15 protein-coding genes are annotated in these 14,056 nt (G+C 70.2%); 10 read left to right on the top strand and 5 right to left on the bottom strand.

Annotated elements, in window-relative coordinates; translation table 11 throughout:
- From ESP51_RS21265 to ESP51_RS12830, 3 genes are all read left to right on the top strand, one after another.
- On the top strand, positions 1–1,397 hold a 1,397-nt coding region (locus tag ESP51_RS21265), incomplete at its 5' end, for an ABC transporter ATP-binding protein (RefSeq protein WP_422386847.1).
- Positions 1,373–2,947: a hypothetical protein gene (locus ESP51_RS12835; protein WP_129521288.1), complete on the top strand. Its 1,575-nt coding sequence runs from the start codon at positions 1,373–1,375 to the stop codon at positions 2,945–2,947. The genes ESP51_RS21265 and ESP51_RS12835, both read left to right, overlap by 25 nt.
- Before the next feature lie 52 nt (positions 2,948–2,999).
- Complete coding sequence (locus tag ESP51_RS12830) at positions 3,000–3,287, top strand: DUF3039 domain-containing protein (protein WP_129521287.1); 288 nt, start codon at positions 3,000–3,002, stop codon at positions 3,285–3,287.
- Between the two features lie 28 nt (positions 3,288–3,315).
- On the opposite strand, the gene ESP51_RS12825 is transcribed toward ESP51_RS12830, so the two are convergent.
- Complete coding sequence (locus tag ESP51_RS12825; RefSeq protein ID WP_129521286.1) at positions 3,316–4,635, bottom strand: nicotinate phosphoribosyltransferase; 1,320 nt, start codon at positions 4,633–4,635, stop codon at positions 3,316–3,318.
- A 4-nt stretch (positions 4,636–4,639) separates the two neighbouring features.
- Positions 4,640–5,530, bottom strand: coding sequence for an EamA family transporter (locus tag ESP51_RS12820; protein ID WP_129521285.1), 891 nt, complete (start codon positions 5,528–5,530; stop codon positions 4,640–4,642).
- 67 nt (positions 5,531–5,597) lie between these two features.
- On the opposite strand from ESP51_RS12820, the gene ESP51_RS12815 reads away from it, so the two are divergent.
- The 5 genes from ESP51_RS12815 to ESP51_RS12795 all read left to right on the top strand — a co-directional run bounded on the left by ESP51_RS12815 (position 5,598) and on the right by ESP51_RS12795 (position 9,725).
- Positions 5,598–6,467 carry a LysR family transcriptional regulator gene (locus ESP51_RS12815; protein ID WP_129521284.1) on the top strand — a complete coding sequence of 290 codons (870 nt, stop codon included), beginning with the start codon at positions 5,598–5,600 and terminating at the stop codon, positions 6,465–6,467.
- A gap of 11 nt (positions 6,468–6,478) precedes the next feature.
- Positions 6,479–7,324 (top strand): glutamate racemase, encoded by an 846-nt coding sequence (murI, locus tag ESP51_RS12810; protein ID WP_129521283.1) that lies wholly within the window; start codon positions 6,479–6,481, stop codon positions 7,322–7,324.
- On the top strand, positions 7,321–8,091 hold the full coding sequence (gene rph, locus ESP51_RS12805) for a ribonuclease PH (protein WP_206737305.1): 771 nt from the start codon (positions 7,321–7,323) through the stop codon (positions 8,089–8,091). The genes murI and rph overlap by 4 nt, the downstream gene beginning before the upstream one ends.
- Positions 8,092–8,096: 5 nt before the next feature.
- The gene (gene rdgB / locus ESP51_RS12800) at positions 8,097–8,717 is read left to right on the top strand and encodes an RdgB/HAM1 family non-canonical purine NTP pyrophosphatase (protein WP_129521293.1); all 621 of its coding nucleotides are present in this window, start codon (positions 8,097–8,099) and stop codon (positions 8,715–8,717) included.
- Between the two features lie 81 nt (positions 8,718–8,798).
- Positions 8,799–9,725: a cation diffusion facilitator family transporter gene (locus ESP51_RS12795; protein ID WP_129521282.1), complete on the top strand. Its 927-nt coding sequence runs from the start codon at positions 8,799–8,801 to the stop codon at positions 9,723–9,725.
- A 20-nt stretch (positions 9,726–9,745) separates the two neighbouring features.
- Here ESP51_RS12795 and ESP51_RS12790 read toward each other — a convergent pair whose 3' ends face one another.
- From ESP51_RS12790 to ESP51_RS12780, 3 genes are all read right to left on the bottom strand, one after another.
- Positions 9,746–10,504 (bottom strand): DedA family protein, encoded by a 759-nt coding sequence (locus ESP51_RS12790; protein WP_164990508.1) that lies wholly within the window; start codon positions 10,502–10,504, stop codon positions 9,746–9,748.
- A 148-nt stretch (positions 10,505–10,652) separates the two neighbouring features.
- Positions 10,653–11,309 carry a biliverdin-producing heme oxygenase gene (locus tag ESP51_RS12785; RefSeq protein ID WP_129521281.1) on the bottom strand — a complete coding sequence of 219 codons (657 nt, stop codon included), beginning with the start codon at positions 11,307–11,309 and terminating at the stop codon, positions 10,653–10,655.
- 99 nt (positions 11,310–11,408) lie between these two features.
- Positions 11,409–11,882 carry a MarR family winged helix-turn-helix transcriptional regulator gene (locus tag ESP51_RS12780; protein WP_129521280.1) on the bottom strand — a complete coding sequence of 158 codons (474 nt, stop codon included), beginning with the start codon at positions 11,880–11,882 and terminating at the stop codon, positions 11,409–11,411.
- Between the two features lie 74 nt (positions 11,883–11,956).
- Here ESP51_RS12780 and ESP51_RS12775 point away from each other — a divergent pair, with 74 nt between their 5' ends.
- Positions 11,957–13,162, top strand: a complete 1,206-nt coding sequence (locus tag ESP51_RS12775; protein ID WP_129521279.1) for an FAD-dependent oxidoreductase — start codon at positions 11,957–11,959, stop codon at positions 13,160–13,162.
- A gap of 10 nt (positions 13,163–13,172) precedes the next feature.
- Positions 13,173–14,042: an LLM class flavin-dependent oxidoreductase gene (locus ESP51_RS12770; protein ID WP_129521278.1), complete on the top strand. Its 870-nt coding sequence runs from the start codon at positions 13,173–13,175 to the stop codon at positions 14,040–14,042.
- Positions 14,043–14,056 lie beyond the last annotated feature (14 nt).

Below are 14,056 nucleotides of genomic sequence, written 5' to 3'. Positions count from 1 at the left end.
CCACGCCGCGGGCCACGGCGGCGAAGGGGGCGGCAGCGTCCACGGCGCGGAGCCGCGCGGCGGCGGCGGCGAGCAGTCAGCGCCAGGCATTGCGCGTGGCGGCCTCGCTCACGACCGAGACGACGGCGGCAGAACGATCGCGCCGTAAGGCCACCGAGGAGTCGCCCTCCGTCGAGGTCGCCACTCCGTCGACCGCCGAGGCGCCCGCCGGGCGATCCGAGATCGACGAAGAGACGGTCGAGCGCGCGCCCTCACGTGCGGCCGCCGAGGTGACCGAGCCCGCGAGGGCGATTCCGCAGCCTGAGGCAAGCTCCGGGGCCGCGATCATCGAGCCCGCGAGGGCGATTCCACAGCCTGAGGCAAGCTCCGGGGCCGCGATCATCGAGCCCGCGATATCCGATGCCATCGCGACGGCGACCGAGGTGCCGACCGCCGAGGTGCCGACCGCCGAGGTGGCGGCCGCCGACGTGCCGGCCGCCGAGATGTTGGCCACCGAGGTGCCGGCCACTGAGGTGCCGACCGCCGAGGTGCCGGCCACCGCCGCCCAGGCCGTCGCCGTCATTCCCGTGCCGAAGAAGCCGACGCCACGCAAGAAGCGCACACTGCGCGTCGCACGTCCGGCTCCTCCCGCCGACGCGCCTCGAGTGCTCGCGATCGATGGCCTCGTCAAGCGCTTCGGCCCGAACACCGCGGTCGATGGCATCTCGCTCGACGTGCGCGCCGGATCGTTCTTCGGTCTCGTCGGGCCGAACGGCGCGGGCAAGACCACCACGCTGTCGATGGTCACCGGACTGCTCAGGCCCGACGCGGGCACCGTGCGCATCCACAACATCGATGCGTGGGACAACCCTCGAGCTGCCAAGCGCGCCACCGGCGTGCTGCCCGACCGCTTGCGCCTCTTCGACCGCCTGACGGGCGCCCAGCTCCTCTATTACTCGGGCGTGCTCAGGGGGCTCGACAACCGCACGGTGCGTGAGCGGAGCGCCGACCTCATCGCGGCCTTCGGGCTCGAAGACGCCGTCGACCGCCTCGTCGCCGACTACTCGGCGGGCATGACGAAGAAGATCGCCCTCGCGTGCGCGATGATCCACTCGCCGCGACTGCTGGTGCTCGATGAGCCGTTCGAATCCGTCGACCCGGTGTCGGCTGCGAACCTCACCGACATCCTCGAGCGGTACGTCGCGGGCGGCGGCACGGTCGTGCTGTCCAGCCACGGCATGGACCTCATCGAGCGGGTCTGCGACTCTGCAGCGATCATCGTCGCGGGGCGGGTGCTCGCCGCGGGCACCCTCGACGAGGTGCGTGGCGGCCAGACCCTCGAAGACCGATTCGTCGAACTCGCAGGCGGACGCAAGGCAGCGGAGGGCATGGAATGGTTGCACAGTTTCTCCGACTGAAACTGCGCCTGCTCGCGAACATCTTCCGGCGGAGCCCCTGGCAAGTCGTGGGCATCGTCGTCGGGCTCATCTACGGGCTCGGTGTGGCCGTGATGCTCTTCGCCCTGCTCGTCGGCCTGCGCTTCGCGGGCGACGTCGAGGTGATCCGCGACGCGTTCATCGTCGTCGGGGCGGCGACGATCATCGGATTCATCGTGTTCCCGCTCGTGTTCGGGGTCGATGACACGATGGACCCGAGGCGGTTCGCCCTCTTCGGGGTGTCCAACCGCACGCTCGCGTTCGGTCTCGCGGTCGCAGCGGTGGTCGGCATTCCCGCTTTCGTGCTCGCGATCGTGCTGCTCGGCACGGTGTTCACGTGGTCGCGCGGGCCTGCCGAGCTCCTGCTCGCGATCATCGCGGCGGCGATGGCATTCGCCACGTGCATCCTGATCGCCCGCGTCGCAACCGGGCTCGCATCGCTCCTGCTCGCCACTCGCCGGGCCCGCGAACTCATGGGGGTGCTCGGCATCCTGCTCATCGTGATGCTCTCGCCGATCCTCGTCGTGCTCGTGACGACCGATTGGGCGAGCTCGGGCCTCGGGGTGCTCGAGTCGATCGCAGGCGTGCTCGGCTGGACGCCCCTCGGCGCCGTGTTCGCGATTCCCGGCGACGCTGCAGCGGGCGACTGGGGTGCAGCGATCCTGAAGCTCCTGATCGCCGCGGCGACCGTCGGCGCGATCTGGCTGGGGTGGCAGGGGCTCGTCGCGCGCATGCTCGTGACACCGGGTCGCGAGGCATCCGCGAAGAGCTACCGCGGCCTCGGCTGGTTCGACCGGATGCCGCACGGCGCCACCGGCGCGGTCGCCGCCCGCAGCCTCACCTACTGGTTCCGCGATGCGCGCTACTGGGTGTCGCTCGTGATGGTGCCGATCGCGCCCGTGTTCGTGATGGTGCCGCTCAGCCTCGCCGGCATCCCGCTCATCTACGTCGCGCTCATTCCGGTGCCGCTCATGTGCCTGTTCCTCGGCTGGAGCCTTCACAACGACACCGCCTACGACAGCACCGCGGTCTGGCTGCACGTGGCCTCCGGCGTGCGCGGGGCGGCAGATCGCGCGGGGCGCATCGTGCCGGTGCTGATCGCGGGCGTGCTCGTCATCGGACTCGGAAGCGCCGTCACGGTGTTCGTGCTCAACGACTGGCGGCTGCTCCCGTCGGTGCTCGGCGTCAGCACCGCCCTGCTCTTCGCGGGACTCGGGCTCGGCTCGTTCACCTCGGCGCGGTTGCCGTATCCGGCGGTCAAGCCCGGTGACAGCCCCTTCCAGGCGCCCCAGTCGACGGGGACCATCACCGCGCTCGTGCAAACCGTCACGATGTTCGGTTCACTGCTCATCGCGTCGCCTGCCGTCGTCTTCGCCGGCCTCGGGATCCTCGTCGACCCGGCCTGGTTCACGGCATCGTTCGTGGCCGGCGTGGGCCTCGGGCTCGTCGTGCTCGTGTTGGGTATCTGGGGCGGCGGTCGCGTCTTCGACCGTCGCGGCCCTGAGATCCTCGCGGCCGCCCTGCGTGCGTAGGGCGTCGCGGGCCGAGGACGAGGTGGCGGGTTCGTTGCGTAGAATCGAAGGCATGATTCGACCCGTGCACGCGAGCATCGCCGACCCGGATGCCCCCGGCGGCGGCACCTCGGTCCTCGACCGCGAACTCGAGGAGCTCCTCGAGAAGGAGACGATCGAGCCGGGTGACCACGAGCGCTTCTCGCACTACGTGAAGAAGGAGCAGATCCTCGAGTCGGCGATGACCGGCAAGCCGGTGCGTGCGCTGTGCGGCAAGAAGTGGACCCCCGGGCGCGATCCCGAGAAGTTCCCGGTGTGCCCGTCGTGCAAGGCGATCTACGAGCGGCTCAAGTCCGAGTGATTCCCGGGGCGGGGTGATTCCCGGCGCGTCAACGGTAGACCGTGGGGATCACGGCATCGCCGCGCCCGAGTCGGAACGCGTCGATGGGGAGCTCCTGCATGACCTCGGCACGGTGCGCTCGCGCGGCATCCGTGCCCGCCTTGCCGAGGTAGGCCGGATCGGCCTTGCCGCCCGTCATGAACCGCACCATGAGCGGACGAAGCGACGTGCCGGCCTCGAACTCGGCCTCGCCGTCGGGGCCATCGCCGACGAACACCATCTCCTCGCGGGCGGTTCGAGTGGAATCGAGCCGGCGCGCGGCGTTCTTGCGGCCCCCGACGCTCAGCTTCTGAGTCGACGACTTCGCCACGGCCACCCATTCGCCGGCGCCGTCGCGCCGCGCGACGAGCTTGAAGACCATGCCCGCCGCCGGGAAGCCCGAGCCGGTGACGACGGCCGTGCCGACGCCGTAGGAGTCGACGGGTGCAGCTGAGAGGGCCGCGATCATGAACTCGTCGAGGTCGCTCGTGACGGTGATCTTCGTGTCGACGGCGCCGAGTTCGTCGAGCTGCTCGCGCACCGCGGCGACGACTGTGGGCAGGTCACCGGAGTCGATGCGCACGGCACCGAGACCGAGCCCGGCGATCCGCACGGCGCGGTCGACACCCTCGGCGATGTCGTACGTGTCGACGAGCAGGGTGGTCTTCGGGCCGAACGCGTTGACCTGCGCCTGGAACGCGTCTTCCTCGGAGTCGTGCAGCAGCGTGAAGGCGTGTGCCGCCGTGCCCATCGTCGGGATGCCCCACGTGCGGCCGGCTTCGAGATTGCTCGTCGCATCGAAACCGGCGATGTACGCAGCGCGCGCCGCTGCGATCGCGGCATGTTCGCTCGTGCGGCGAGAGCCCATCTCGACGACGGGCCGGCCGAGCGCGACCGAGACCATGCGCGCCGCGGCGCTCGCTACCGACGAGTCGTAGTTGAGGGTCGACAGCACGAGCGTCTCGAGCATGACCGCTTCGGCGAAGGTCGACTGGATCGTCAGCAACGGTGAGCCGGGGAAGTACGCCTCGCCCTCGCGGTATCCCCAGATGTCGCCCGAGAAGCGGTAGTCGGCGAGCCAGTCGATCGTCGCAGGCCGCACGACCTCGTGATCGCGCAACCACTCGAGCTCGGCGTCGGCGAATCGGAACTGATCGATGAGCTCGAGCAAGCGGCCGGTGCCGGCGACGATGCCGTAGCGGCGTCCGTCGGGCAGCCGCCTCGCGAAGGCCTCGAAGAGGCTCTCTCGGTGCGCGGTGCCGTCGAGCAGTGCGGCGTCGACCATCGTCAGTTCGTAGCGGTCGGTGAAGAGCGCAGCAGACCCGGTCACACGGTCAGCCTATCGGTGACACCTCGGCCAGTCGGCGACGTGCAGGCGGTGCTGCGGAGGGAGTGCCGCGGCCGACGGCGATGGCGTTCCCGGCGGTGATGAGCACGAGGCCGGCGATCTGCCACGCGCCGAGCGTCTGACCGAGCACGATGAGACCCGCGACCGCGGCGGCGGCCGGATGCACGCTCTGGAGCACCCCGAAGAGCTGGCGAGGAAGGCGGCGGAGCACGAGGAGGTCGATCGAGTAGGGGAGCGCGGACGACAGGATGCCGGCGGCGAGGGCGACGAGGGCGACGCGGAGGAGCTCGTGCGGGTCGAGCCCGACGAGAACGATGACGAGGATCGGCGAGGTGAGGATCGCGGCGACGAGGCTCGCGATCGCCGTGCCCTGGATGCCGGGGAGACTGCGTCCGGCACGCTGGCTCAACAGGATGTATGCCGCCCAGGCCGCGGCCGCCGCGAGGCCGAGGAGGATGCCCACGACATCGAGCCCCGGCACGGTGCCGGTGAGGAGCACGACCCCGATCCCGGCGATGACGGCGCACACCAGGTCGAACCGCCGCCGGGAACCGAGGAGCGCGACGGCGAGCGGGCCGAGGAACTCGAGCGTCACCGCGAGTCCGAGACCGATTCGCTCCACGGCGCCGTACAGGGTGAGGTTCATCACGACGAGCACGAGGCCGAGCAGGATGGCGGGTCGCACGGTCGGCCAGCGAAGTCCGCGGAGTTGCGGCCGGGCGACGGCGAGCAGTGCGATCGCCGCGACGGCCTGCCGGAGCGCGACGACGCCGGCGGGCCCGACGAGCGGGAAGATCGTCGCGCCGATCGCCGCGCCGACCTGCACCGACACGGCGCCCCCGACGGCAGCGCCCGCTGCGATCCGTTCCCGTGCCATACCCTCACGCTACGACGCAATTGGTGCAGTGAGAAATGCAATCCACGTCGATTGATACGCTGGTCACATGAGTGTCGACCTTCGGCAGTTGCGGGTGCTCGTCGCGGTCGACGACGAGCGCTCGTTCACGGCGGCCGCTGATCGGCTCGGGATGTCGCAAGCGAGCGTCTCCCGGTCGCTCGCGTCGCTCGAGCACGAGCTCGGAACGCCGCTCATGCACCGCACCACTCGTCGCGTGGAGCCCACCGACGCGGGCATCGCCTTCACGGCAACGGCCCGGCGCGTGCTCGCCGAGCTCGACCGCGCGGTGACCGAGGCCCGCGGGGAGCGCTCCGTCGTGCGCATCGGGTACGCATGGGCCGCGCTCGGCGCGCACACCACACCCGTGCTCCGCGCGTGGAATCGAGCGCATCCGGCGACGCCCCTTCGGCTCGTGCGCATCAATCGGCGCGATGCCGGCCTCGTCGACGGCCTCGTCGACCTCGCCGTGGTGCGGCATCCGGTGGAACGGTCTGATCTCGACTCCGAGCTCGTCGGCGTCGAACCGCGCGTGGTCGTGCTGCCCGTCGACCATCCCCTCGCCGATCGCGAGGAGGTCGGCCTCGCCGAGCTGGTCCCGTTCATCGTCGCCGTCGACCGGCACACGGGGACGACGAGCGCCGCCCTCTGGTCGGAAGCAGGGCTCGAGGCGCCGCCGATGACCCAGACGGGCGACGTCGAGGAGTGGCTCGACCTCATCGCGGCAGGCGACGCGATCGGCGTCACCGCCGAGGCGACGGCCCACCAGTCCCCTCGCCCGGGTGTGGTTTTCGTGCGCATTCACGACGCACCGCCGATCGAGGTGCACCTCGCGTGGCACCGTCAGTACCGGCATCCGGAGGCCACGAAGGTCGCTCGTGCCATCCGCGCCGCCTACGACGGCGCCGCCCTCACCTAAGCTTGGATGTCGTGACGGACGCACCGATCGGAATCTTCGACTCCGGCGTCGGCGGTCTCACCGTCGCTCGGGCGGTGAAAGACCAGCTGCCGAACGAGTCGATCCTCTACATCGGCGACCTCGAGCACTCGCCCTACGGCCCGAAGAAGATCGCCGACGTGCGCGGCTACGCGCTCGCCGTGCTCGACGACCTCGTGGCGCAAGGCGTGAAGATGCTCGTCATCGCGTGCAACACCGCGTCGGCGGCGATGCTCCGCGACGCCCGTGAACGCTACGACGTGCCCGTCGTCGAGGTCATCCAGCCGGCCGTGCGCCGCGCCGTGTCTGCCACAAGGCGCGGGCGAGTGGGCGTGATCGGCACCGAGGGCACGATCGGCTCGCGCGCCTACGACGACGCGTTCGCCGCGGCCCCGCACCTCGAGCTGTTCTCAGCGGCGTGTCCACGATTCGTCGAATTCGTCGAGGCCGGCATCACGACCGGAGACGAATTGCTCGCCGTGGCCGAGGAGTACCTCGCGCCGCTCCGCAGGGCTGACATCGACACCCTCGTGCTCGGGTGCACGCACTATCCGTTCCTGAAGGGCGCGATCTCCTACGTCATGGGCGAGGACGTCACGCTCGTCTCGAGCGACGTCGAGACCGCGAACGACGTGTACCGTGTGCTCGTGAGCACCGGCATGGAGCGCCGCGCTGCGCTGCCACCCACCTATCGCTACGAGGCGACGGGGCACTCCACGAGTGACTTCCTCGACCTCGCCCACCGCCTCATCGGCCCCGAGATCCCGAGCGTCGAGCTCGTGGAGACCGGCGCCGTGACCCTTCCCGACCACGCACAGCTTCGACAGGAGATCCGATGACCGAGGCATCCGAGACAATCACGCCCACCACCGCCGTTCGCGCCGATGGCCGCACCGCCGACGAGCTGCGAGTGGTGACGATCGAGCGGGGCTGGAGCGAGCACGCCGAGGGCAGCGCGCTCGTCTCGTTCGGCCGCACCAAGGTGCTGTGCACGGCGTCGTTCACGAACGGCGTGCCGCGCTGGATGTCGGGCAAGGGCCGCGGCTGGGTCACCGCCGAGTACGCGATGCTGCCCCGAGCGACGAACACGCGCAACGACCGCGAGTCGGTGAAGGGACGCATCGGGGGCCGCACGCACGAGATCAGCCGCCTCATCGGCCGGAGCCTGCGCGCCGTCGTCGACACCAAGGGCCTCGGCGAGAACACCATCCAGATCGACTGCGACGTGCTGCAGGCCGATGGCGGCACCCGCACGGCGGCGATCACGGGCGCCTACGTCGCGCTCGCCGACGCGATCGAGTGGGCGCGCGAGAAGAAGTTCATCGGCCAGCGCGCGAAGCCGCTCATCGACACCGTCTCGGCGGTCTCCGTGGGCATCATCGACGGCGTGCCGATGCTCGACCTCGCCTACGTCGAAGACGTGCGCGCCGAGACCGACATGAACGTCGTGGCCACCGGGCGCGGGCTCTTCGTCGAGGTGCAGGGCACTGCCGAGGGCGCGCCGTTCGACCGTCGCGAGCTCGATTCGCTGCTCGACCTCGCGCTCGACGGCACCGCCGAGCTCACCCGCATCCAGCAGTCCGTGCTCGCTCGCATCGAGGCGTGATCCCGATGCCGCTCGAGTTCGTGCTCGCGAGCCACAATCAGCACAAGGTCACCGAGTTCCAGCGCATCATCGGCGAGCGGATGCCGGGCGCCGTCGTGCATGCGTACGACGGGCCCGAGCCGGCTGAGACCGGCGTCACGTTCGCCGAGAACGCGTTCATCAAGGCGCGAGCGGCCGCGCAGCACACGGGACGCATCGCCCTGGCCGACGACTCCGGCATCTGCGTCGACGTGCTCGGCGGCGCTCCCGGCGTATTCTCCGCACGCTGGGCCGGGTCGGCGGCGGGCGACGAGGCGAACGTGCGACTGCTGCTCGACCAGCTGAGCGACATCCGCCGGCCCCATCGTGGCGCCGAGTTCCGGTGCACGATCGCACTCGTGGTGCCCGGCTCGGTGCTCGCCGGCGGGCACGAGTTCACGGCCGAGGGTCGCTGGCGCGGTGCGCTCGCCTATGAGCCGCGGGGGTCGCATGGCTTCGGCTACGACCCGATCTTCGAGCCCGAGGGGCTCGAGGTGACGTCGGCCGAGCTCCTCCCGGCCGAGAAGAACGCGCAGAGCCACCGGGCCCGCGCGTTCGAGGCGCTGCTGCCCGAGCTCGAGCGCATCGCGGGCCAGCTCGAGGGCTAGGACACGCGCTCGCGACCGGCTGAGAACGCGACTCATTCCTAACTGGCCTCGATCGGCTCATCCCGACCTACGCTGAGAGGGATGGCACACTCACACGACCACGCGCACGCGCAGACCACGAACCGCACCCGGCTCTGGGTCGCGATCGCGATCACCGGCGCGTTCCTCGTCGTGCAGCTCATCGGCGCCGCCGTGAGCGGGTCGCTCGCCCTGCTCGCCGACGCCGGCCACATGGCGAGCGATCTCATCGGCCTCGTCGTCGCGCTCGTCGCCGCCGTCGTGGCGGCACGCCCCGCAACCGATCGCCAGACCTACGGCTACCGTCGCGCCGAGGTGTTCGGCGCGCTCGTGAACGGGGTCATCCTCGTCGTCGTCGCCGTTTCCGTCACTGCCAGTGCGATCGGGCGGCTGGCGACGGGCGCCGGGGGCGAGGCGCACGAGGTGCAGGGTGTGCCGATGCTCGTCGTGGCGGCCATCGGCCTGGGCGCGAACTTCGCCGCGATGCTCGTGCTCCGCGGTGGGGCGAAGGACTCGATCAACCTGCGCGGCGCCTATCTCGAGGTGTTCGGCGACATGGTGGGATCGCTCCTCGTCATCGTCGCCGCCGTCGTGATCGTGCTCACGGGCTTCGACGCGGCCGACCCGATCGCGTCGCTCCTGATCGCGGCGCTCATCGTGCCGCGCGCCGTGGTGCTGCTGCGCGACGTGGTGCGCGTGCTCTTCGAGTCGGCGCCGGCCGACACGGATGTCGCCGAGATCCGCGAGCACATCCTCGAGACGAACGGGGTGGTGGCCGTGCATGACGTGCACGTGTGGGCGATCACGTCGGGCTCGCACGTATTCAGCGCCCACGTCGAGGTGGAGCCCGAGGTGTTCGCCTCAGGCCGCACCGGAGAGCTGCTCGATGAGCTCGGCGGATGCCTCGACGAGCACTTCGACGTCGCGCACTCGACGTTCCAGCTGGAACCCGCGGGGCGGGCCGAGCACGAACAGTCGCAGCATCGGTGACGCCGTGACCGGCGATGCGTTCAGCGCTCGTCGGCGCCGCGCTCGAAGATCTTCGGGTCGAGCGCGAGGTGCTGGGCTTCGTTCTCGTCGGTGACGACGTCTTCGCCTGCCGCGGCGGCCTTCTTCGCCTTGTGGCGCTCGCTGAAGTAGTGCCAGAGCGTGATGAGCGCCGTGCCGCCCACCGCGACGAGCAGGATGATGTCGATGTACTCGCGCACGATGAAGGCGACCGGCGGAATGAAGCTCACGACGAAACCGAGCATCGTGAGGCCGAAGCCCCAGATCACAGCGCCGATGAAGTTGTAGAGCGAGTAGCGGCGGCGCTTCATGTGGCCGACGCCCGCGGCGACGGGGGCGAACGTGCGCACGATCGGCACGAAGCGCGCGAGGATGATCGTGAGCCCGCCGAACCGCTCGAAGAACGCGTTCGTGCGTTCGACGTTCTTGACGCTGAAGACCCCACTCTCCTTGCGCTCGAACACCTTCGGCCCTCCACGGTGCCCGATCTCGTAGCCGACCTCGCCGCCCGCGAACGCCGCGAGCCCGATGAGGATCGACACGAGCCAGACGTTCACGCCGAACACGCCGTTCGGCGGCACCAGTTCGGGGTTCGAGAGCAGGCCCGAGATGACGAGCAGTGTGTCGCCGGGCAGGAGGAAGCCGACGAGCAGGCCGGTCTCGGCGAAGACGATGAAGCAGACCACCAGAAGCGCCCAGGGTCCGGCCGACGCGATGATCGTCTCGGGGTCGAGCCACGGGATGAGGGCGGTATGGATCACGGGAGGAGGCTCCTGTCGTCGGACGCGGCGATAGCCGGGTCATCAGGCGGCGTGGTGTCGTTGAAGTCTACCCAGCGGATGCCTCGGCCGGCCGAGCGCGGGCGACGAATCATCCGCGAGGATGACGCCCGCCCGCGGCATCCGTCACTCAGCCCGCGAGCTCCTCGAAGACGGCACCGTTCAGGCGGAAGGATGCCCGCACCTCGTCGATGAGCACCTCGACCTGCTCGGGCGAGAGCGCAAGGTCGTTCATCGCCTCGCGGTAGCGGCGCTTGTAGCGCTCGACGCTGCGCTCGGCGACGTCGAACCGGTAGAAGGCGAGTTGCTCTGGCGTGGCGCTGTAGTGACGCGCGACGAGCGTGGCGATCGCCTGGCCGCCCGAGAGGTCGCCGAGGTAGCGCGTGTAATGGTGCGCGAGGTAGCGCACGTCGTCGCGCTGGATCTCGCGCAGGTGGGCTGCGTACGCGGCCGTCGCGGGCAGCGGCGGGTGGGCCGTTCGCCAATCGGATGCCCCGAGCGCGGCCAGGTCGGCGTCGATCGCGGCCATGCGCGCGAGCGCCGGATCGAAGACGGCGGGGTCGCCCTCACGGCTGCCGCGTTCCTCGAGGGCCTCGTACACCCACGCGAGCTGGGCGAGGTAGCGCGTGTATTCGGCTAGTGAGAGCTCGCCGCCCATGAGCGCCGTGATGAACCCGCGAGTCTCGGCGGCGCGGTGATCGTCGGCGGATGCCGCGCGCACGAGGGCTGCGACGTCGATCGGCTCGCCGTCGGAGTGGGGGCGGAGAGCGGATGAAGCGATCGTCATGAGCTGCCTTCGAGTGAGGTAAGGGTTACCTCACCTTAGGGCGCGTGAAGCTGCTGCGATAGTGCGCAGGTCGCCATTCTTGGCACTCTCGCAGGCGCTTCACTGCCCGCGGAGCCGTTCGATCTCGTCGCGGTTCAGCTCGGCGGCACGCGAGAAGAGTTCGTTGGCGAAGGCGATCTGCTCGTCGCTCAGGGTTTCGAGGTAGTCGTTCCAGCGCGCACCGACCCGGCCGTAGACCTCGCCGAAGCGCTCGAGGATCGCGCCGGCGTTCGCCGTGACGATGACCCGCCGGCGATCGTTCGGGTCTCGTTCGCGGGAGACGAAGCCGGCTCGCTCGAGTCGATCGATCGCGGTGGTGATGCCTCCGCCCGCGGTGAGCCCGGCTCGGTCGGCCAGCTCACCCGGCGTCGCGGGGCCCTGGCTCATGAGCAGGCTCGCGCACTGCAGGTCGGTGCTGTTCAGGCCGCCCCACTTCGCGACCGCCTCCTGGAAGAGCACGGCGCGAGCCATGAACTCGCGCATCACCTCGCCGGCGCGCTCGATCTCGCGATCGCGCGTTGACTTCTCGGCCATCCGCTCGTATTCTCTCTACTATCGAGAGACTCTACATTCGAGAGTCTTTTCACAGTCTACTCAAGGAGCATCCCATGTCACGGGCACTCATCATCGGAGGCGGCGTAGCCGGCCCCGCCATCGCCCTCTTCCTCCAGCGCGCCGGCTGGCAGGTCGAGATCTTCGAGGCCGGCGAACAACCCGACGAGTACGTGGGACTGTTCCTCAACGTCGCAACCAACGGGCTCGCCGTGCTCGAGCACCTCGGGCTGCGCGAGCGGCTCGTCCGCGAGGGGCACCGCTCTCCGCATATGGTCATGTGGTCGAGCACCGGGAAGCAGCTCGGCACGGTGCCGAACGGCCCAGCTCGCGACCCCGAGCGCGGCGGCGTCGTCGTGCGCCGCGGCATCCTGCATCGAGTGCTGCGCGAGGCCGTGCAGGAGGCCGGCATCCCGATCACCTTCGGGGCGCGCCTCGAATCCATCCATGAGACGGATGCCGCGGTGCACGCGACGTTCGCCGACGGCCGCACCGCGACCGGCGACCTGCTCATCGGCGCCGACGGTGTCGGTTCGCCCACCCGCCGGCACATCGACCCGAACGCCCCGGCGCCGGAGTACAGCGGACTTGTCGGACTCGGCGGGTTCGCTCACGTGCCAGGGCTCTCGCCGACGCCCGAGACGCAGCACATGGTCTTCGGCCGCCGCTCCTTCTTCGGCTACCTCGTGCGCGACGGCGGCGAGGTGTACTGGTTCGCGAACATCACGCACCCGGCGACCGACCGCGCCGCACTGCGGAAGGTGACCGCGGGGGAGTGGCTCGCCGAGCTGCGCGAGCTGCACGCCGACGATCCGTATCCCGTGCCGCAGATCCTCGAGCACGCGAGCGGCGACGTGGGCGGCTACCCGATCGACGACCTCGCGCGCGTGCCGCACTGGAGCCGCGGCCGGGTCGTGGCGGTGGGCGACGCCGTGCACGCCATCTCGCCGAGCGCCGGCCAGGGGGCATCCCTCGCTCTCGAAGATGCCGTCGCCCTCGCGCGCTGCCTGCGCGACGAACCCGATCACACCGATGCGTTCGCCGAATACCAGCGCGTGCGCCAGTCGCGCGCTGAAGCGGTCGTGGGCTATGCCCGCGCCATCAACAGGCAGAAGCGCGTGACGAAGTCTCGCCTCGGTATCGCCATCCGCGACGCCCTGCTGCCGATGTTCCTGAAGAAGGCGCGCGACGACACCCGCAACGACTGGCTCTACAACCACGAGATCACGTGGAGTGAGCCCGCTGTCGGGGGTCGGGGATAGCGTCGATCGCATGAAGTACGGGTTCATCTTCACCGGCACAGATCCGAACCTGGCGGTCGAGCTCGCGCCGCTCGCCGAGGCATCCGGTTGGGACGCCTTCTTCGTGTGGGAGGGAATCTGGGCGACCGATCCGTGGGCGACGCTCGCGGCCGCGGCGATGGTGACCGAACGCATCCGGCTCGGCACCATGCTCACGCCCGTGCCGCGCCGGCGCCCGTGGGAGCTCGCCGGGCAGACGATGACGGTCGACCGGCTCTCGAACGGCCGCGTCATCCTGTCTGCGGGGCTCGGTGTGCCAGCCGACGTCGAGCAGCGCTTCTGGATCTTCGAAGAAGACCCCGGCCGCAAGGTGCGCGCCGAGCTCCTCGACGAGGGACTCGAGCTCCTGCAGCCCCTCTGGCGTGGGGAGCCGTTCGAGTACGAGGGTGAGCACTACCACGCGCACCGCACCGACACGATGCTGCCGCCCGCCATCGTGCAGGAGCCGCGCATCACCACGTGGGTCGTCGGCGTGTGGCCGCGCAAGCGCTCGATGCGCCGCGTCGCCCGCTACGACGGCTGGATTCCGAACTACACACCGCCCGAAGCCGACGGCATCGATCCCGTCCTGCAGCAGCGCACCTACACGCCCGAGATCGCCGCCGAGGCGATCGCGTGGATCCGCGCCGAACGCGAGCAGGCTGGCCTCGCCGACGCCCCGTTCGACGTCGTGCAAGAGGGCACGACGAGCGGCACCGATGCCGAAGCGGATGCCGCGATCGTGCGCCCGTGGGCCGACGCGGGCGCCACGTGGTGGCTCGAATCCGACTGGAGCGTGCCCGCCAAGCGGGTCGCCCGCTACGCACGCGACCGCGTGCGCGCCGGGCCGCCGCGCGTGTGACGAGCGGCGGCGTC

Source organism: Agromyces albus, assembly GCF_004134825.1.
Lineage (GTDB): Bacteria > Actinomycetota > Actinomycetes > Actinomycetales > Microbacteriaceae > Agromyces > Agromyces albus.
The sequence above is the reverse complement of the archived record's forward strand: the minus strand, read 5'-3'. Positions and strand labels throughout refer to the sequence as shown.

Coding starts and splice junctions, on each gene's coding strand:
- ESP51_RS12830 (WP_129521287.1), top strand. CDS start 3,000: ATGATTCGACCCGTGCACGCGAGCATCGCCGACCCGGATGCCCCCGGC.
- ESP51_RS12820 (WP_129521285.1), bottom strand. CDS start 5,530: ATGGCACGGGAACGGATCGCAGCGGGCGCTGCCGTCGGGGGCGCCGTG.
- ESP51_RS12770 (WP_129521278.1), top strand. CDS start 13,173: ATGAAGTACGGGTTCATCTTCACCGGCACAGATCCGAACCTGGCGGTC.
- ESP51_RS12785 (WP_129521281.1), bottom strand. CDS start 11,309: ATGACGATCGCTTCATCCGCTCTCCGCCCCCACTCCGACGGCGAGCCG.
- ESP51_RS12835 (WP_129521288.1), top strand. CDS start 1,373: ATGGTTGCACAGTTTCTCCGACTGAAACTGCGCCTGCTCGCGAACATC.
- ESP51_RS12795 (WP_129521282.1), top strand. CDS start 8,799: ATGGCACACTCACACGACCACGCGCACGCGCAGACCACGAACCGCACC.
- rph (WP_206737305.1), top strand. CDS start 7,321: ATGACCGAGGCATCCGAGACAATCACGCCCACCACCGCCGTTCGCGCC.
- ESP51_RS12780 (WP_129521280.1), bottom strand. CDS start 11,882: ATGGCCGAGAAGTCAACGCGCGATCGCGAGATCGAGCGCGCCGGCGAG.
- ESP51_RS12775 (WP_129521279.1), top strand. CDS start 11,957: ATGTCACGGGCACTCATCATCGGAGGCGGCGTAGCCGGCCCCGCCATC.
- ESP51_RS12815 (WP_129521284.1), top strand. CDS start 5,598: ATGAGTGTCGACCTTCGGCAGTTGCGGGTGCTCGTCGCGGTCGACGAC.
- rdgB (WP_129521293.1), top strand. CDS start 8,097: ATGCCGCTCGAGTTCGTGCTCGCGAGCCACAATCAGCACAAGGTCACC.